Below are 19,393 nucleotides of genomic sequence, written 5' to 3'. Positions count from 1 at the left end.
TTATATTTCTCCTATTAAATTTGTGAAGTATTCTTCTAAGTTTTCCTCTTCAAGGGATAATCGGTTTACATTTATTCCATTGTTTATGAATTCTTTATTTAAGGTGCTTCTATCGTTGAAGTGGTTGTATAATTCTATTTCATCTTTTATTTTGTAGTCTATATTTTCTGTTAATCCTTTATTTGTTAAAATTTTTTTAGCTAAGTCTTTATTATCTACTTCGATTAATAGTTTTTTATTGGTTTTTTCATGTAGGTCTTCACGGGTGATTTCTTGTATTAGTTTTCCATGATCCATTACTCCGATTACGTCTGCTAGGTGTTCGATTTCATTTAGTATGTGGCTGCTTATGAGGATTGTTAAATTGTATTCTTTTACTAATTTTTGTAGTAGTTTTCGTATTTCCCGTATGCTTACTGGGTCTAAACCGTTTATTGGTTCGTCTAGGATTAGGAGTTCTGGTTTGTGGATTATTGCTGCTGCTATTCCTAGTCTTTGTTTCATTCCTAGTGAGTATTGTTTATATTTTTTATTTTCTTCTTTGAGGTTTACTATTTCTAGGACTTTTTGTATTTGTTTTTCATTGTAGTCTCCTCTGATTTTTGTAAATATTTTCAGGTTTTCTTTTGCTGTGAGGTTTTCATAGAATCCTGGTGTTTCTATTATGGATCCTATTTTTTTGTAGATTTCTTTTTGGTGGTTTTGTGTGTTTTTGTTAAATATGTGTATTTGTCCGCTTGTTGGTTTTATTAGGTTTAGGAGCATGCACATTGTTGTGGTTTTTCCTGCTCCGTTTCTTCCGAGTAATGCATAGATTTTTCCTTTTTCTATTTTCATGTTTATGTTGTTTACTACGGTGGTTTTTTTATATTTTTTTGTTAGTTGGGTGGTTTCTATTATGTATTTTGTCATTTTTTGTGGCACTTCCTTTTTTTTTTGGGTGAATTGTGAATGTGTATATGTAATGAAAATTTTACATTTGTAAAAAATATATTACATATGTAATAAATATATTACAATTCTAGTATATAAAGATAACCCCACCACAAAAAGATTAAGAATTATATAAAAACAATAAAAAACATAAATAAACATAATTAAAATGGAAAAAATAACATACAAAAACCGGATAAAAAGACTAATAAAATCAGAAAAAAGGCCCAACTGGCCAAAAATGATTAATATGCTACTAGGATTAACCCTATCCTCCATAATAGGTTACCTCTTATTTCCCCAACTCATATACCTATTCATAATAACAAGCATACTAATGGGCTTACTAGTCAACACACCATACCCCTTAAAAACACTCACACACCATGCAATAAAAATGATAATCTGCGGAGGCTTAGCAGTCTTTACAGCAACATTCGCAACCCTAAACACCTACATCGCAATACTATTTTTCATAATATGGTTAATCTTCTTCATAATAATGAACATAAAAGGAGGCTTAAACCGGACAGTTGGACTATTTACAATGTTCACATACTTCATAAGCTTAAACATTGTACTCACAAATGTCCTAAACATAACAAGCACAACACACCCATTACACATACTACACTTAGCCCTATACTGTGGAGCAATAGGATCATTTGCAATATTCCTAGAAACCAGTCCAACACTAATAATTAAATACTTAAAACATGACCCTACAAAAAGGAAAATCCTAGCTGAACTATACTCACCTAAAATCAAATATGATAAATTCATAAAAAACCGTACCATAATATTAAAAGCAGACCAATCAGACTACACATTCACACTCATACACCTAGCAATGAGTCTAATGATATCCAGTTTCAACCTCCAATATGTTAAAGATGATATAAGCAAGGAAAACCAGGAATACTTTAAAAATTTCATAAAAGAAGTAGATAAACTACAAACACAAATAAGCACAGCAATAATAAAAAACAATGATAAAGGTTTAATATTAAACCTAAAACACTTACGACGAATCGTAGAAGATATAAATCAAATAAAGGATACTAAACCAGAATCATTAAATGTTAAAAAATCTATACACACCTACCTAAAAACATTCCAAAAAATAAATTTAGGATTAACTGGTGCATACACAGAAGAAAATATACCATTACCTGAAGATGAAGAAAGCACATGGACAAACTTAAAAGATAATTTAACCTTAAACAATATTAATGTTCGCTATGGTATAAGATTTGCAATCGCCACTAATTTATCATTTATCTTTGATATATTAACTGGAGGAATAATACAGTATGCAGCAACCATTAGTAGTTTCTTTACAATGAAACCTGATGCAAAATTTACAAAAATAACTGTATTAAAAAGAGTAATTGCAACACTTGCAGGTAGTGCACTTGCAACCTTAATAGCAATAATACTTTTAAACTTTAACTTATCCTATTTAATTCCAGTTTTAGCTGTGCTAACTATGAGTCTTTTCTATGCATATATGCAGAATAATTATAGTATTGGAATATTTTTTGCTATGATGATGGTGGTTTTCATCCAACCTTCAAATTTATTAGTATCACAAGCAATGTATCGTATTTTCGGAACAGCAATTGGGGCCTTAATTAGTTTCCTTGTTGGAATGTTCATATTACCTAATGAAACTAAAAATAATTTAAGTATTCTAATTGCAAATAAAATTGAATTTAATAAAAATTTAATCATACATATCCTAAATGAAAATGAGGATAATTTATTTAAGGATAATAAACTTATTCATGATAATAATTTACGTATGACTGGAAGTATAGATCGTATTAGTGAAGAATATGAGGATATAAGTGATGATATTGATTTATTTATTGAATTATCAAGTTCTCTTAATCAGATTCATGGAAATTTTTTAAGTCTTAAACGTTATATTTTCCGTACTAATCGGGATTTTAAGTTTGAGAAAGCTTTAAATTTATTTGATAATTTTTTCACTAATATTAATAATGTTATATTGGAAGATGATGAAATATATTTTGAAGAAGAATTTGAAGAATTAACTAGTATAGTTGATTATTTAGAAACTAAGTATAGTGATAATAAGGATATTATTCTTTTAAGATATTTTAAATGGATTTATGAGGATATGGAAGTGGTTTATGATCTTGTTAAAACTGGTCGTAGGAATAGTACTTTCACTCGTTTTAATCAAATGATATAAGTTTCCTATATACTTAAAAGTTTTAAGCTTTAAAATAAACATCATCAATGTATTAAAATAAGAATAAGATTAAAAAAACTTATACTTGCACTTGTTAAGTATAAGTTAAATTGTGTTAAGTTTTAATTTTATGAATATTAAAAAGGGTAAAGGAAATGAAAAAAAATAATCCCCACCATTTAAATATTATTTAAATTAACCTCACTTGGAAAACCATGAGAAACAATATATGCAAATAATTTAACATACTCATCATGACTTAAAGAAACACCATTATCACCAAACTCCACACTATTAGGAACATTACCATTTTCCTGAATAGAATTAACAACTTCACTAGCAAGATTACTATACTCACTACTAGAAATCATATTAGAATCCTCAGTATTACTACTAGTATCACTAGTACTAGAATGATCTAAAATATTACTTGCTAATAAGTAAGTAGCATCATCAATACTAAGATTAGCATCACCAATATCAATATTAGTAAAACCAGATGGAGCACTTTCAACCATACTAGCTAAATCATCAACATTAACATTACTAGAACCAATAGAATCATTCACACCTTGCACAATATTATTCTTCAAAGAATTAGAATCATTCTCCTCCTTAAATATGGAAGCAACACTAGAATTAGTAGTATCATTAACCATAGAACTAAGATTCTCCTGAATACTAGAATCATTTGCAGGACTAGTCACATTCTCCTCAGCATTATTATCAGACTGACTTACACCTGAACCTGTAACATGATTCGTGTAAGGAACAAGACCTTTACTTGGACTATTAGTACTATTATTAGTAGAATTAGTACCAGAATTATTAAATGATAAAGCAACAGCAGCACCAATCAATAAAACAATAATTAAACCAACACCAACCATATAATAAATACTATTATCCTTTTTTCCATCAGGATTTGAAACATTCTTTGGATGTTTACTATTAGAAATATTTCTACGATTATCACTAACAGGATTATTTAAACTTTTACCACAACGTTTACAATAATCTAATCCATCAGGATTTTCAAATCCGCATCTTGAACACTTCATAATATATTATTATCCTCCTTAATATTTATATAAATCTAAAAAAAATTTTAAAAAATAAAAATCAACTAAGTTTTTAACATAGCACCTATATTAAATTGGAAATTTAATCATAATCCCTGTACCTTTACTGGGTTTTAAGTTAATTAACTCACCATCAATTTGCTTAGTTAAACTCTGCAAAATAGTCATACCTAAACTACTAGTAGTATTAATATTTAAATCACTTGGCAAACCCACACCATTATCACAAACAGTTAAAACCATACCCTCATCTGCCTTTTTAAGTTTAATCCACAAATCACCCTCACCAGAAGGGAAAGCATACTTAATAGTGTTTAAAATCAACTCATTAATCATCAAACCTAAAGGAGTAATAATATCCATATTCAACTCCATACTATCAATATCAGTATGTAAATTAATATTACTACCACCATATAAGGAAAAAATTTGTGAAGACTCAGAAACAATATAATCTCTAACATTAACATAATCCATACTATTAGATTGATATGTTTTATCATGAATAAAAGCCATACTATTAATACGATTAATAGTATTCCAAATCGTAGTTTCAGGATTATCCTTATTAAAATTATAATCAATATTTAAAAGACTAAGAATAATTTGTAAATTATTCTTCACACGATGATGAACCTCTTTAAGTAAAACCTCATCACTATTAATATTAGACTCAATCATCATATTATTACTTTTTAACTCCTCCTGAATACTTACTAAACGTGTAATATCCTGAACATAAAAAATAATCCTATTATAACCATTATTATATAAATTACCAGACACAAAACTATAAACAGTTAAATATTTAATATTACCTTTAGCACTAGTAATCTTTAAAACCTTATTATAGAAATGATCAATTTCACCATTAACAATTTTATCAAACTTATCTTTACTTTCACTATCTAAAAAATCCCTAAAAAAATTATAATCAGAATCATAATTCTGTATTTCACTTTTATTTAATTCTAAAATATCATAAATCTCCCTATCCCAATTAAAGTAACCAGTATTATCCACATGTAATAATGCAAACTTATTAAGTTTCTCACTAATTAATAAGTTCTGTTGAAAAATCTTAGAATTAAACTTATCATATTTAAAACTTGTAATATCCCTAAAATAGAACTTAACAACTGATTCACTTTCATAATACTCTGGACTTATATAAACAGAAAAATAAGCAGAAGAACCATTATTTAATTTAAATTCAACCTCTCCAGAATAGGATAAAACTTCCATTTTAAGTATTTCATCATAAAAACTTAACCATTCCTCATGTGTAAAGTCTTTAAAAATCATATCCTCAAAATTAAATATTGAGTACTTTTTTTCTAAATCCTTGAATTTCTTATTTTTATTAATAAAAACTTGATTTTTACTTATCACTACTGCAGGATTATATTGATAGAATATTTTCTTATTCTCCTCAATTAATGCTTCTGAGTCAGTTACATTATTTGTTAAAACAAAAATTAAACCTTTAGATTTAAAAATTTTACTTTCATAACTAAACAGTAAATTATCATTAGAATCATGAATCATAAACTTAGCATATAATGTAATATTGTTTTGATAAACCTTTTTAAAAGATTTAAGAACACCTAAACTAGTATAAACAGGTAAGAACTCTGAATACAAGCACCCATTATATTCACTTAAATCCCTTTTTTCATCTTTTTTATGATAATCCTTAGAAGATAAATAATTTATAATGAAATCATCACAATCAGAGTTTAAAGGTTTATAAATATCAATAATTTGATTAGAATAAGCATATAATTCTTTAAACTTCAAATCTTTAAAAGGATAGAAATGTTTAGGAGGATTAGAAAAACTCACACCTTCATCTATTTTAATCATTTTAAATGATTCAGGATTACCCTTCTCAAAATAGGTTAAACTAAGAGGAAACATACTATTTAACACCTCAACTTTTACTAAAAATCAAATTTAATTCTAAACCATTACTTAATGGATTTAATTCTAAATCAGCATTAATCTGATTTGCTAATGCTTGTATAAGTATAAAGCTAAGATCAGTGAAATCTTGGAAAACATTAAAATCATCTAAACTATAATCCTCATATTTAAGTTTAAAATTAACCTTATCCTCTTTTAATTTTAACTTAACTGTTAATTCCCCTTTAACATTAGAACTAGAGTATTTGAAGATTTTCTCAATTATAATACTTATAATTAAACTAAAAGGTATAACTATATCATTAGATAATTCAACATTACTAATACTTAAATTAAGATTAATATTATCTTTTAATGGTTTTATTTTTAAATCTATTAAATCAGTTAAATAACTTTTAATATTAACCCCATTTAAACTAGTAGACTCATAAGTCTTCTCATGCATTAAACTGATAGTTTTAATATAATTTTTAGTATTACTTAAGGTTTCTAAAGGATTATTCTGATTAAAACGCATATTTAAATTCAATAAACTTAAAATTATTTGTAAATTATTCTTAACACGATTATGAACCTCTTTTAATAAGTCTTCCTTAACCTTTAAAACTTGACTTAACTCCTTATTAGACTTTTTTAACTTTAATTCATAATTATGTAATTCTGTAATATCCTGAACTATAGATGAAATAATTGAATCAGATTCATTATAGAAATCTTTTAAATATACAGCATGATAAGTTAAAAATTTCATATTACCCTTAAATGAAACAATAGAGAAATCTTTACTATAAAAACTATTAAATGATTCAGGATCCTTTATAAACTGGTCAAACTCATTTTTCACAGCACTACCTAATTGATTATAAAGTATAGTGTCTCTACTAATATTTTTTCTCTGATTTTCTGGAACCTCTAAAATATCATAAATTGCAGGACTCCAATCATTCAAATTACTTATTGAACCATAACGTAGGGAGAATTTAGATAATTTCTGAACTAGATTTAAATCTTGTTTATAAAATTCTGCCTTCAATTTTTCTCTTCGAACTTTAGTAATGTTAAAACAACTAAATTTCACAAGTCCCTCATCACCACTTTGGGAGTTTAAGTATACTTTGAAATAGAAATAATTCTTATTAGCTTTGTCTTCAAATAGGATCTCATCAGTATATGAACTAATCTCTCCTGTACTTAATTGTTTATAAACTTTTAAGAATTCCGCATGTGTTAAGTTTTTAAAATTTAGGTTATTAAAATTTATACTCTTTAAATTATGCTTTTTTAGAAACCCTGATACATTATTATTAATTTTAATAATTTTTTTATCTTTAACCCAAAAAATTCCATAATTATAATCATCAAAAACTTTCAACTTAGTCTTAACTGTTCTATCCTCTAAAATATCATTAAGTAAAAAAATTAATCCTTTATATGAAAAGATTTCTTGTTTAAAATCCAATAATAGGTTTTCATCTTCATAAATACTAATTAAAAGATTAGTTTTCAAATCCTCTTTAAAAGCATTAGTTAAAAAAGTAAAATACTTAGATGCTCCAATTTTATGGGAGATTAATTTAAAATGTTTAGAAACAATAAAATCATTAGATAAGTTAAGTTTACACCAAATATCAGAAGCATATAAAAATATATAATCCTCACAATCATTATAGGGTTTTAAAATATCAACCGAAATATTTAATTCATCAAGTAAAGATTTATAAGAAAAATTAGGTGAAATATAAGTATCAGAAAACTTCTTATAATAAAAATCAGATGTAGTAGTGTTTAAATTAAATTCCCTATCAAATTCACCATTAATTTCCTTAATCTTAACCCTTAACATATAATAAAAACCCCCCCATAATGGATTATCATATATTTTTTTATGAATAATATTAAATTATAATATTTAATATTTGCTTTATAATTAATAAGATTTTATATTTAATCCTCCAACTTTTAAAAAAAAAATTAAAAGTGGAATAAAACAGACATAAATAGTAAACTTTATTTATTTAAAAACACTAAATATATAATTAAATATTAATTTAGGTAATTGATATAAAAAAATATTCAATAATATAGACGTGAATTAAATGAGAGACTTAAAAGAAATCAATAAGGAAATTAAAATTGCAAGAAAAACATTACTTAAAACAGATGATGAAAAAAAATATCAAGAAGCACAAAGTAATCTACAAACATTAATTGATGAAAAAAGAACCTTCATGAACAAAGATTCTGGTGACTTCGAAATGACAGAAAACTGCTGGCATAAAACTCACCTTGAATAAAAAATTAAAATTTAAAACTTAAAGTAATTTAAGAGAAAAAAAATAAATCTCTTAAATTACAAATAATTACTCTTTTTAAAAAAATAAACATTTAAAACATTCCCATTATACTATTTTTATTAAAAAATTTTTTAAGCTAAAAAAAAAATTAGTCTATAAACATTAAAAAATCTAAATCATCCTATAAAAAAAAAGAAGAAAAAAAGGATTAAATAGGATTCTCACCATTATCAACTTGCTCCTGACTATACCACTTACCAGAAAACCAATAATGATTCTCACCATTATCATCAGTATACTTAGAAGTCGCACCAGAATGATCCACTGGATGACCATCCACATAATCCTCATCACCAGAATCATAAGAACCGGATGAAGAATCACTACTAGAACTTACCTGACTAGAATCAGAAGAACTAGAACCACTACTATTATTAGTAGAATTAACAGTAGTATTATTAACAACCACTGAAGAATTCCCACCATTAACAATAACAAAATACGCTGCACAAGACAATACAAGACAACAAACAATAACAGTAATAGAAACTATAATTAAACTCTTCTCATCCAAAATAAATATCTTCCCCTTTAAATAATATTTATAATTAAATATAAAATTTATAAAAAGAAGTATAAAAAAACTTTATAAAAAAAATAATTAAGTAAAAAAAAATCAATTTTTTTTAAAGATAAAAATTAATTATCAATTAATTTACGCCACATATAATCATAATAATCCTCAACATATCTTCTAATACTTAAATTATATCCATTTTCCTTTAATTCATCTAATGAAGCATTATGAGAATAATATTTCAACTCCTCCCTATTTTTATAAGTTTTAATAATCTTATTAATATCCATTTTTCTTAACCGATTTTTACCATTAACAGTATTAAAACCATGTGAAGCATCAATTAACAAAACACTCTGATCTTTCATCCGAGATTTCTTTAAAACAAGAATACATGTAGGACTACTTGTATCTGGGAAAAGATTACTTGGTAAGTTAATTACAGCATCTAAATAATTCTTATCCTTAATTAAATACTCTCTTAAATACCTACCCCAAACTTTAAACAGAAAACCAATACCCATTACTATAAGCCATAGTCCCATCATCCTTTAAATAATACAACATATGTAATAATAAAGCAAAGTTAGATAAAGTTTTTGGAGGAACCCTTCCATAATCCTTAAAACGTTCATCATTTAAAAATTTCTGATCCCCTGACCAATGAGAATAACAAATTAAATTAGAAACAATAGCATCAAACTTAACACCCTCAAATCCAGGATGCTCTAAACAATCACCACATACTAAATTGAAATCTCCACACTTCACATTATGAATTAACATATTCATACGAGCAATATTAAAGTAAGTTTGATTAATCTCTTCACCATAAAAATTATTCACAAGAACTTCCCTTTTAACACTTAAAAGAGAAGAAGAAAGCCCTGAACAAGAATCATAAACAGAATCTAAAACATGTTTATTTAATGATACAATTTTACTTAAAACCATATTAACCTCTAAAAGAGCATAACAACCTATACTATTAGATTCAAATGCAAACTGAGACAATAAATAATCAAACACATCTCCTGCAATACAATTATCCTCATTACTAATTTGGAAATCAAAAAAAAGATAAATGAATTAATAATTCACTTATAAAATCAGTCCTATCATCCTCAGTTTTACCTAACGTATCAGATTGTAAATCCACATCCTCAAACAAATTCATAAAACTTAAAGGACACACACCATAATATGAACAATCAGAAAACATTTTAAAAGCAGCCCCTAATTTCCTTAATAAATTAACATCCCCTATACATGCTAATCTAACAAAATTAGAAAACAAAAAATCAGGCTCAATAAAAAATCCTAAAGACTCTAAAGCCTCATCCCTTAAATCATCCCTATACTCCTCCAAATTATAAGCCCCAACAAAACTTAAATTATCCCTCCTTAATTCATAATCCAATTTAAAAACTAATCTCTCAGATAAAAACTTATAAGAAAACAAAGCTAAAAAATAATTCTTAAACTTCCCATATTCCCCATGAAAGTCAGATTCTAAACACAACCTCCACAATTTAAGCCCCAAACCATCAACACTACTTGACATTAAAAAAAACACCCTAATATTCAAAAAAAAGTTTTCAGATTTTTTCAAATAACTAAAAATAAAAGTTTTATTTATAAATTAAAATATCCTTATGCTCAGGATGCTTCTTAACAAAATCAACCCATAAACGAAGATCATAATTATCCATAGGACTTTCATTAGGAAGATCATAAGTCCCAAGTCTAAGCTCCATCCAAAAACCAAGCTGATTCTTCTTAAGAGTATCTTTATCTTCAATATATAATTTTATTTCAGGGGGTAAAATTACATCATCAATTAAACATAATTCCTGATGTTCCTTCATATAATCAATATTAGTATCTATTGCCTGTTTTGATCCTATCATTAATTTTTTAATCATGTTTTTATCCTCCTATTTTTTGTTTGAGTTCTTTTAAGAATTTCATGTTTTAATTATGGGAAAAAAGTATGCTTATGAGTAGTATCATACTTCTTCTCCCACTCTTCAGCAACATCCCAATTCACAAGATCACTCCATTGAGGATAACATTCAACCCAAGTCAGAAGCTCATCTTTATCAGCACCAAGACCATCTTTTCTTCTATGATTTTCTTGTCTCATTTCACGACCTATTTCAGTTATTTCTTCGAACAATTCTTTATTTTCAGGTCGTGTTATGAATTTGTATCTTTCATCAGAATCTATCCCACTAAGAAGAATTGGAGGTATGTAATCTTTTAAATAAGTTAATTCTTCTCTTATAGTTTTTAAATATTCATAATTTAATATTTCAGGAATAATACCAAAATCATGTTCTATTGTAAATTCATAACCAATCATTTTTTTTAACCTCCTTTTAATTATATGTGGATTTGTTTTTCTTTTATATTTAATTAATAACAAAGTAGGTTCATAAACATCATCAAACTCTTTTTCTCATAATTCTGCAATATCCTAATTAAGCAAATCTTTCCATTGAGAATAACAATCAATCCATTCAATCAAACAATCCTTACGATAATCCCTAGTTTTTTTTGAACATTTAAACTTCATTCAATCTTCTTTTTTTGAATTCTTGAAACTCATTTTTAAATTCTTTATTTTCAGATGTATTAATGAATTTTTTGTGAGTATATTGTTCATCATAAGTTAATTCAGCTTCAAATATATTGGGGACATACTCTTTTAAATAAGTTATTTCATTTTTTTTATTTTATTAAAAAATTCTATATTTATTATGTTTTGTAAAATATATTCTTGAAGATTAGATTTTTTATTAATAATACAGGTTATTAATATCATTTCTTATTTTAATTATTTTTTCCCTAGATTAATAATTTTTTATAATAGTATTATATCTACTCGTTTTGATATTATCTAATTTAAATTTAATTTTTTTTTATTGTATGTTTTTTAATAATTTTAATATGAATTTTTTGAGTTGATTTTCGTTTTGTTCTTTATATGTTCCAGGATTTAATGGGAATGCTCCAACAGATGGGATGGTTTTTCCTGGTTTTTTGTATATTTGCTGTTTTTTTCCTACATATAATATGTATGATCCTTTGGTGTTTATTATTGCATCCATGTATGTGTGCATTTTATTAATATCTTCTTTTTTTACTTGATTCTTGTCCATTTTGTATTTGGCATCAAAGTGGTATAAATTTTCCTTATTCTTGTTTTTTATTAGAATTGAGTAATCTGGTTTGAAATGATTTGAATATGATGTGAATTGGTTTTTAGAGTTATTAGTATAATTTTTTTGATAGAATAAGTATATTTGGATTTCTGGTGAGTATTGAAATATGTAATTTGGTTTTTTTGATGATTGTGATGTTTTTAGTTCTATACTCCAATCTTTATGATTTTTGTTTATTTTAAATATTTTTTGGTAATTTATTTTTTCATTTGTTATTTGTGATAAGATGTTTAATATTTCAATGTAACACCACTTTTCATATAATTCATATATTTTTTTCTGGTATCCTTTGATGTCTTTGCTTATTTCATCCCAGTTCATATGATAAGATAATTCTAACATGAAGTAGTATTCTAATATTTTACGATATCCTTCCTTTTTTTGTAGAACTTGACTATTTAGGGGTAATTGTGTTAATTCCCCTATTTCTTTAAGTTTTTTATTTGATAAATATTCATTGATTTGTTTATTAAATTGTGTTAATTGTTCTTTTATGTAACCTTTAGGTGCACCTTCTAGGCATGTGGTAATCATGTTTTCTATGAGTTTTAGGAAGTATTTGTAAAATCTGTTTTCATTTGTATTTATTGTGTCTTTATATGTTGTGTTTATAATTATTTCAGGTATACAGTAATTTGTTTTTTCCCATACTTGATTTTTATCATTTTTAGTTAGTTTTATTAAGTTTTTACTTGTAGTGTATGCTTTGATTAAGTCTTTTGGTTTTATTTTTTGTGATTTATTTAAAGGTAATGGTTCTTCATATTTTATTAATTTCTTGTATAAATGCCAGTTTATATATTCTACTGTTGAAGGTAAGTTTTCAGTTTTGAATAAGTATTCTATTAACATGTATTTTTCTGTTATTGTTAAATTATCTTTATCTAGTGGGTTGAAGTTTTGGAATAATGGGGATTTAATATCAAATATTGTTCCAACACTTATTTGTGATAAGTCCCCTATCATGTTTGCATAATCTTGATTATAATCTATTTTATAGCTTCGTATTTCTAAGGGTAATGAGTAGATTATTTTGGAATCTTTTTTTATGTCTATAAAAGTTTTACCTATATATGCTTGGAAGTTTAATCTACCTATTTCTATTTTTGGATTGTATGTGTTAATTTTTTGGTATATTTCATTTTTATTTTCTTTTAAACTAAAAAATATTTCATATCCTTTTAAATTATCTAATGTTTTAAAGATTATTTCATAATTTCTTTCTTCAAGAAGCATTAAATTTTTATTACCTTCTTTTTCAAGGATTATTATTGGAGGGTACTCTTTAATTTCTTGATAGATTGGTATGTTTTCACATTCCACAATTTTATTTAAGTTTTGTGGATTGTGAGGAATGTTTTCATAATCGTTACTAGAATATGTTAAGATTATTTCTCCATTTATTCCAATACTTTTTAAGTTTATTTTTATTTTTTGGGATAACATGTTAAAAATTCTATTATTTAGTTTATAAATGATACATATTGTTGTTTATTTAATACTTTTATCATTTCACTGACCTTTTTATAAGATTCCGGATAGATTATAGTATTTTCTTTTTTACATGAATTTTGAATGTTTTCTAAAGTTCCACCTATAATTTTTTTGCTTCCATGAAGTTTAGGTAATATTTTCTGTTTTACCTGGGAATCTAAGTATCTTTCCCAATTTTTAAAGTTTTCAGGTTTTCCTTCATATTTCCATGCTACTATCATATATCTTATAATTTCATTTATTGTTCTAAAACCAAAATCAAATGTTGAATCTTTTAAATCTATTTGAAATTTATTTAATTCATTAATTAGTATTTCCCAGAATAAATCATTACCCGATTTTACATCTTTTAAAATATTTTTTAATTCTTTTATTCCCTTATTTCTTAAATCAGTATCTGATAATACATCGGTTAAATAGTTTATATTCTTTATTTTATCATTGCTTTGAAAGGTATCCATATAATCTTTTACGTTTACTGTTGGAAATTCAATGGTGTTTGCTCGATCTAAAACTTTTGGTGAAAACATATAAGTTGTCTCATCAACATTAACTGTTCCAATAATAAATAAATTTTCACCCATTTTAATAGTTTTTTGATTATTTTCTCCTATGATATTTATTGGTTCATTACTTTCCATACTAGATAAGAAATCTGCAAAATATCTTTCAACATGCGATAAGTTCATTTCATCAAGTATTAAGAAATATGGATTAATTATATCCTGATTTGATTTTTGTATTAACTTATAAGATGGTGTTTCTTGATATTTATCAAGGATTACATTATAATATCCAATTATGTTAGAATTATCTGTCCAATCTGCTCCAACAGATACTAATTCATATGAATTATTATCTTTTTGTGATTTATATTTTGCAAATAATTGTGCAAGTTTGGTTTTACCTGTTCCAGAGTTTCCTGTAAATATTACAAATGGTTTTACTTTTAAGGATAATAAATAATCTTCTATTAAGTTTTTAGTGAAGAAGAAATTATTATTATTTAAATATGCAATAAAGTTCAAACCTTCTTCTTGATTTGAAACTTTTCTAGTAATTTGAATATTTTCATTTACTATGACGGGATTTAAAAGGTTACAATGATTTAAAACATCCTTATTTATGTTAACATCATCCTCTTTTAACCAATTAACTTTAATTTCACCATTCACTAAGGAGTTATCAATACTAGCAATGCTTAAAATATTATCAGCATCATTAATAATTAAAATATCTCCATTTTTAAAGGGATTTAATATAAATTGTGTATTTAAAATTAATTGTTTAAAATCTATAATATTTTTCTTTTTAAAATCATTTAATAAGTTTTTATTATGATTATTTAAGGTTAAATTCCAAATATTAGTTTTATTATCTGCTGTTAAAATAATATAGGGTTGTATGAGACTATCATAGATTTCAGTTAAATATTTTAAATCTTCATTGAAAGATTTTTGAAAATCCTCCATATTATGGTAATCTTTAAATATTAAAACTTCTTTATCATCATTGCTTAATTCAAACCCTTCATGTTTATTTTGTTTGATTAATTTTTGAAGTTCCTCCTTATTTTTGATTAAATTTTCATTTTCAGATACTGCTTGATTTATTTTAATTTTAATGATTCCTTCATTGATATTTAAATCAAGACTTAAATTTAATCCAGTACTAAAGTTAACATTATTATCTTTAGAATTAGCAAATCTATTAATTTTTTTACTTTTAACACCATACCATGAAGTATTATTATTTTTATCTAAAAATATCTTACATTCATAATCTATAAAATTATTATTTAATACTTCAAAATATTTTTGAAAATCATTAGTATACTTTTTAACCGGTATTGTGTCTAAATTTGAGGATGTATCATCTTTTAGATTTAAAATGAATTTAATTTCCTCTAAAAAATTTTTTGAAAGATTATTAACCCAAGAGTCATAAGCTTCTGCAAGATTATGGTTAAATTCAAAAGCAAAAACATCATCAATATAACTTTCATGGAAAAATAACATCCAAAAATCTTCCCTTAAATCATTACCATAATACTCTTTAAATTCTGGTTTTAAATTTAATTTTTTTTTAACTTTTTTACCAGTACTAACTATTATACCATTATAAGAAGATTCATTTAAGAAAGAATGTTTTTTATTCCTTTCACCACTAATCTGATTAACAGTAGCATTACCTCCATTATTATAAATAATATTTAAAACATTTAACATTTTATTTGAAAAAATATTATTATCATTTAAAAGATCCATCCAAGTTTCAACACTTAAAACCCTAGATTTACCATTTAAAGAATTTAAAATATGACGTGCAGTAGAAACATTAACCAAAAAGACAGGACAAGAATTATTTAAATTATCAACATCATTATTATTAATTTTGTTTTTAGAAACCTCACCTAACCATTTAACTTCCCTGTAATAGGGATATTCTTTTAAAAATAGGTTAATGTCATATTTAAAGTTTGATAAAACAGTCCCCACTAAAAAGTTATCATTTGATAAATCCAATACAATATACTGATGGGAAACAATATTATCCTTAAAATTAATAATACCTTCTATATTAACATCCATATTTTCATCATCATAAAATTTTGGATAAATTTTCTTTAATTGTGAAGAATTATATTTTTTAATATCCCCAAGTAAATTCCATCCTAAAGCAACAATGTTATTCTTCTTAAAATAATCTAATAATTTTTCTTCAACTTTAATCATCCACAATTTTGTCACTTTTAATCACCCCAAAATAAAAATAAAATTTAATTTTTAAGCATTCTCACTCTTTCTTTAAAGTATTCTTGTAATTTTTTATCTTCACAGTAGATGTAGCATCCTTTCATTCCACGGGTCATTAATGTTCTGTATGTGTTTTTTATGATTTCATCTGCAATTGTTAATGCTTTTTCTGGGTTTTCTTTATACATTTTTTTAATTCCAAATAGGCTTCGATCTGTTTTTGCTCTTTGTGTGAAATCTGTTATGATTTTATTATCCTCATATCTTATGTCTTTTCCAAGTATTACTCCAATATAATCAAATTCTAAGCCTTGTGATGTGTGAACGCATCCTATTTCATTAAAGGATTCTGGGTCTATTGCCCATGTGCTGGAGTTATTAAGGTTCCAACTTTTTTGGAAATCCCCAATTTTTATATCTGGAGTGTTAGTATCATCTCTGTAATCTTTTTCCCAGTTCCAGCAGTATCCTGCAACTAGGCGAGATTTGTTATTGATTTTATTTTTTTCATTTAATTTTTGGTAGAGTTCTGTTGGTGTGTTGATTACTTGAAAGTCATAATCATAATCCCCAAAATCATTAGAGTTTACTGTTTTTTGGATTTCTAGTACATCATCTAACCATGATAAGTATCCATCTGATCCATTACAACGGAACTGAGATTCAAGTTTTATGTAATCTATGTGTGCGCCTGCTTGTTGGGCGTATAATTCTATATCTGCTTTAGTACCTGCATCTTTTATATGGATTCTTTGTTGCTCATCTATAAAGAATATACTAGTTTTACTTGCATTTATGATTTCTTTTATCTGATTTTCACCTTGATTTGAGTATAATCCACTTTTTCTATTTAAACGATGTGCTTCATCTACAATTAAAACATCATACTCATTTTTTCCAGCTTTATAAAAATTTCCAGAACCTTTAAATAGGTTTTTAACATATTTCTGAGTGTATTCTCCTTTTAATTCTTTATAGTATACTTCACGTGGTGCTGAATTTTTTGTCACATAGAATGCAGTTAACTCATCATTTTTTATGAGATTTACAAGTAAATTTATTGCTATTACTGATTTACCTGTTCCTGGTCCACCTTCTACGATTAAGACTCTTTTCTCATCATCAAGGTATGATTGTCTAGCTAAGTCCTCAGCGGTTTCAAAGGCTACTTTTTGTTCATCTATCATTACAAAATTCTGGTTACCTTTCATCATACTAGCTAGGGTGTCTTGTAATCTTTTAGATGGTTGAATTTTACTATTATTAATCTTAAATAATATTTCTTCATTATCCCCATATTTAACATGACTTGAAATAAAATCTCTTAATTTAACAGCATCTCCTTTACCATATAATGGAGCCTTACAAATAGTATCTAAATAAACCTCATCAATTATATCATCATTTAATGATATTTTATAATTATGCAAATAAGCACAAGGATTAAGACTAATACCCTCATCTTGAACCGTCTGATTAAAATCATTTAAAAGATTAGCATAAGACCAAACCTGATAAGAAGGATGAGCAACCTCCCTTAAACCTCCCCCAACAAAGGTCTTAACAATATCATCTTTACCCACAACCTTAGAAGCACTCTCCCATTGTTTCAATTCAATAATAACAACATTATCCTCCCTACCATCATCATAACCAGATACGATAAAATCTATCCTTTTATTAGAAGAAGGAATCTTAAACTCAATAGCAACACCAGCATCTCTTGGAATATTCTTATCCATTAAAATTTTATACATATACTCCATACTATTCTTCCAAGCACGCTCCTCATTAGGACTAGTACCATGATGCAAACTCTTCTTAAAAGCAAACTTAATATCATCACTAATAGTATCATTCAAAACAGCACTAAGAAAACCATCAACAGTAGAATCAAAAACCAACATACTTAAAACCTTAATTATAATTTATCATACTTAGTAGAAACACCCTTAGACTTACAAATAGGATACTTCTCACCATTTTTTTGAATCTTATTTAAAATAATCTCATCAACATTAACATCCAAAGCATCAGCAAGCAAATAACAATAATTCAAAACATCAGCCAACTCATCAACAACCTCATCCTTATCAAAATCATCATCCCACTGAAAATGCTCCAACAACTCACCCGCCTCAATACTAATAGACTTAGCTAAATTACTAGGAGTATGAAACTGCTCCCAATCACGATCCCTTTGAAACTTAAGAATCTCACTCATAACATCAACCATTAAAATAAAACCTCTCCCACATACTATTTAATAATTAAATAATAAATTTGTACAATAAACTTAATAAAACTTAAGTTCTATAAAAACATGCCCTTTTGAGTATTTTTTATTAAATCTATAAAAACATGATTTTTTTTGAATATTTTTTTATTAAATCGGCTTTGTAGAAACCCTATTTTTTTGGTAGTTGTGTTGATCTGTGGATGTTGTAGATTAGGTTTTTGAGTTTTGTTTCTTTGTTTGATAGTTTTAGTGTTCGGCTTCTATTTGTTCCGTTAAATAGTCTTTTGATTACGATGAATACTCCTTCTACATTGCTTCTTAGGCTGTATATTTTGGGTCTGAAGATGGATATGCTGTTAAGTCTGTAATGTCCTTTTTTGGCTCCTGGTTTTAATTGGTATTATGGTTGAAAGCTCCAGTGTATTCATTTTATGCATTTTCTTAGGAGGTTCTGTGTCGTATGCTCATGTCTGCTAATATGTAATGTGGATGATATTTTTTTGTTTGTCTTATGGAATTGATTGCAGAACTTGGTGTCACTTCTAAGGTCCTCTTTGAGTTGCATAATTGAGGATTAAACGAGTTTTTATGTCTAATTGCTATTATGGTTTTTAACATAGCTTTTTCGTTTCTTTGGCTCGTAT

General features: G+C 26.0%; 17 protein-coding genes. 2 read left to right on the top strand and 15 right to left on the bottom strand.

Annotated features, from left to right (window positions below; genetic code table 11):
- The gene (locus BP769_RS06230; protein ID WP_413862290.1) at positions 1-912 is read right to left on the bottom strand and encodes an ABC transporter ATP-binding protein; all 912 of its coding nucleotides are present in this window, start codon (positions 910-912) and stop codon (positions 1-3) included.
- A 262-nt stretch (positions 913-1,174) separates the two neighbouring features.
- Here BP769_RS06230 and BP769_RS06225 point away from each other — a divergent pair, with 262 nt between their 5' ends.
- Entirely contained in the window at positions 1,175-3,154 is a 1,980-nt protein-coding gene (locus tag BP769_RS06225) for an FUSC family protein (RefSeq protein ID WP_413827545.1), read from the top strand.
- 179 nt (positions 3,155-3,333) lie between these two features.
- On the opposite strand, the gene BP769_RS06220 is transcribed toward BP769_RS06225, so the two are convergent.
- The 3 genes from BP769_RS06220 to BP769_RS06210 all read right to left on the bottom strand — a co-directional run bounded on the left by BP769_RS06220 (position 3,334) and on the right by BP769_RS06210 (position 8,005).
- Positions 3,334-4,215 carry a hypothetical protein gene (locus tag BP769_RS06220; protein ID WP_413828359.1) on the bottom strand — a complete coding sequence of 294 codons (882 nt, stop codon included), beginning with the start codon at positions 4,213-4,215 and terminating at the stop codon, positions 3,334-3,336.
- Positions 4,216-4,305: 90 nt separating this feature from the next.
- Entirely contained in the window at positions 4,306-6,156 is a 1,851-nt protein-coding gene (locus BP769_RS06215) for a histidine kinase dimerization/phosphoacceptor domain -containing protein (RefSeq protein WP_413828360.1), read from the bottom strand.
- Positions 6,157-6,169: 13 nt separating this feature from the next.
- Positions 6,170-8,005 (bottom strand): sensor histidine kinase, encoded by a 1,836-nt coding sequence (locus BP769_RS06210; protein WP_413825919.1) that lies wholly within the window; start codon positions 8,003-8,005, stop codon positions 6,170-6,172.
- Between the two features lie 253 nt (positions 8,006-8,258).
- On the opposite strand from BP769_RS06210, the gene BP769_RS06205 reads away from it, so the two are divergent.
- A complete protein-coding gene (locus BP769_RS06205) occupies positions 8,259-8,456 on the top strand; it encodes a hypothetical protein (protein ID WP_413825921.1) in 198 nt (65 codons plus the stop codon).
- A gap of 208 nt (positions 8,457-8,664) precedes the next feature.
- On the opposite strand, the gene BP769_RS06200 is transcribed toward BP769_RS06205, so the two are convergent.
- The 11 genes from BP769_RS06200 to BP769_RS06150 all read right to left on the bottom strand — a co-directional run.
- On the bottom strand, positions 8,665-9,030 hold the full coding sequence (locus BP769_RS06200) for a hypothetical protein (RefSeq protein ID WP_413862288.1): 366 nt from the start codon (positions 9,028-9,030) through the stop codon (positions 8,665-8,667).
- A 125-nt stretch (positions 9,031-9,155) separates the two neighbouring features.
- Complete coding sequence (locus BP769_RS06195; protein WP_413862286.1) at positions 9,156-9,581, bottom strand: N-6 DNA methylase; 426 nt, start codon at positions 9,579-9,581, stop codon at positions 9,156-9,158.
- Positions 9,535-10,062: an N-6 DNA methylase gene (locus tag BP769_RS06190; protein WP_413862284.1), complete on the bottom strand. Its 528-nt coding sequence runs from the start codon at positions 10,060-10,062 to the stop codon at positions 9,535-9,537. The genes BP769_RS06195 and BP769_RS06190 overlap by 47 nt, the downstream gene beginning before the upstream one ends.
- Before the next feature lie 40 nt (positions 10,063-10,102).
- A complete protein-coding gene (locus BP769_RS06185) occupies positions 10,103-10,597 on the bottom strand; it encodes a hypothetical protein (protein ID WP_413862282.1) in 495 nt (164 codons plus the stop codon).
- A gap of 67 nt (positions 10,598-10,664) precedes the next feature.
- Positions 10,665-10,958, bottom strand: a complete 294-nt coding sequence (locus tag BP769_RS06180; protein WP_413862280.1) for a hypothetical protein — start codon at positions 10,956-10,958, stop codon at positions 10,665-10,667.
- A 53-nt stretch (positions 10,959-11,011) separates the two neighbouring features.
- Positions 11,012-11,398 (bottom strand): hypothetical protein, encoded by a 387-nt coding sequence (locus BP769_RS06175; RefSeq protein WP_413862278.1) that lies wholly within the window; start codon positions 11,396-11,398, stop codon positions 11,012-11,014.
- A 559-nt stretch (positions 11,399-11,957) separates the two neighbouring features.
- Positions 11,958-13,706: a DUF2357 domain-containing protein gene (locus BP769_RS06170; protein WP_413862276.1), complete on the bottom strand. Its 1,749-nt coding sequence runs from the start codon at positions 13,704-13,706 to the stop codon at positions 11,958-11,960.
- Between the two features lie 17 nt (positions 13,707-13,723).
- Complete coding sequence (locus BP769_RS06165) at positions 13,724-16,504, bottom strand: McrB family protein (RefSeq protein ID WP_413862274.1); 2,781 nt, start codon at positions 16,502-16,504, stop codon at positions 13,724-13,726.
- 29 nt (positions 16,505-16,533) lie between these two features.
- Positions 16,534-18,417 carry a DNA/RNA helicase domain-containing protein gene (locus BP769_RS06160; RefSeq protein WP_413862272.1) on the bottom strand — a complete coding sequence of 628 codons (1,884 nt, stop codon included), beginning with the start codon at positions 18,415-18,417 and terminating at the stop codon, positions 16,534-16,536.
- A gap of 14 nt (positions 18,418-18,431) precedes the next feature.
- The gene (locus tag BP769_RS06155) at positions 18,432-18,746 is read right to left on the bottom strand and encodes a nucleotide pyrophosphohydrolase (protein WP_413862270.1); all 315 of its coding nucleotides are present in this window, start codon (positions 18,744-18,746) and stop codon (positions 18,432-18,434) included.
- A 444-nt stretch (positions 18,747-19,190) separates the two neighbouring features.
- Positions 19,191-19,393 (bottom strand): hypothetical protein (locus BP769_RS06150; protein WP_413862268.1); only part of this gene is annotated, 203 nt, incomplete at its 5' end.

The organism is Methanobrevibacter sp. UBA417, from assembly GCF_002508845.1.
GTDB lineage: Archaea > Methanobacteriota > Methanobacteria > Methanobacteriales > Methanobacteriaceae > Methanobrevibacter_A > Methanobrevibacter_A acididurans.
This window is presented reverse-complemented; position numbering and strand designations above follow the sequence as displayed.

Excerpts from the sequence above, each read along its gene's own strand:
- BP769_RS06230 (WP_413862290.1), bottom strand. The coding sequence starts at position 912 with ATGACAAAATACATAATAGAAACCACCCAACTAACAAAAAAATATAAA.
- BP769_RS06225 (WP_413827545.1), top strand. The coding sequence starts at position 1,175 with ATGATTAATATGCTACTAGGATTAACCCTATCCTCCATAATAGGTTAC.
- BP769_RS06220 (WP_413828359.1), bottom strand. The coding sequence starts at position 4,215 with ATGAAGTGTTCAAGATGCGGATTTGAAAATCCTGATGGATTAGATTAT.
- BP769_RS06215 (WP_413828360.1), bottom strand. The coding sequence starts at position 6,156 with ATGTTTCCTCTTAGTTTAACCTATTTTGAGAAGGGTAATCCTGAATCA.
- BP769_RS06210 (WP_413825919.1), bottom strand. The coding sequence starts at position 8,005 with ATGTTAAGGGTTAAGATTAAGGAAATTAATGGTGAATTTGATAGGGAA.
- BP769_RS06205 (WP_413825921.1), top strand. The coding sequence starts at position 8,259 with ATGAGAGACTTAAAAGAAATCAATAAGGAAATTAAAATTGCAAGAAAA.
- BP769_RS06195 (WP_413862286.1), bottom strand. The coding sequence starts at position 9,581 with ATGATGGGACTATGGCTTATAGTAATGGGTATTGGTTTTCTGTTTAAA.
- BP769_RS06185 (WP_413862282.1), bottom strand. The coding sequence starts at position 10,597 with ATGTCAAGTAGTGTTGATGGTTTGGGGCTTAAATTGTGGAGGTTGTGT.
- BP769_RS06180 (WP_413862280.1), bottom strand. The coding sequence starts at position 10,958 with ATGATTAAAAAATTAATGATAGGATCAAAACAGGCAATAGATACTAAT.
- BP769_RS06175 (WP_413862278.1), bottom strand. The coding sequence starts at position 11,398 with ATGATTGGTTATGAATTTACAATAGAACATGATTTTGGTATTATTCCT.
- BP769_RS06170 (WP_413862276.1), bottom strand. The coding sequence starts at position 13,706 with ATGTTATCCCAAAAAATAAAAATAAACTTAAAAAGTATTGGAATAAAT.
- BP769_RS06160 (WP_413862272.1), bottom strand. The coding sequence starts at position 18,417 with ATGTTGGTTTTTGATTCTACTGTTGATGGTTTTCTTAGTGCTGTTTTG.
- BP769_RS06155 (WP_413862270.1), bottom strand. The coding sequence starts at position 18,746 with ATGGTTGATGTTATGAGTGAGATTCTTAAGTTTCAAAGGGATCGTGAT.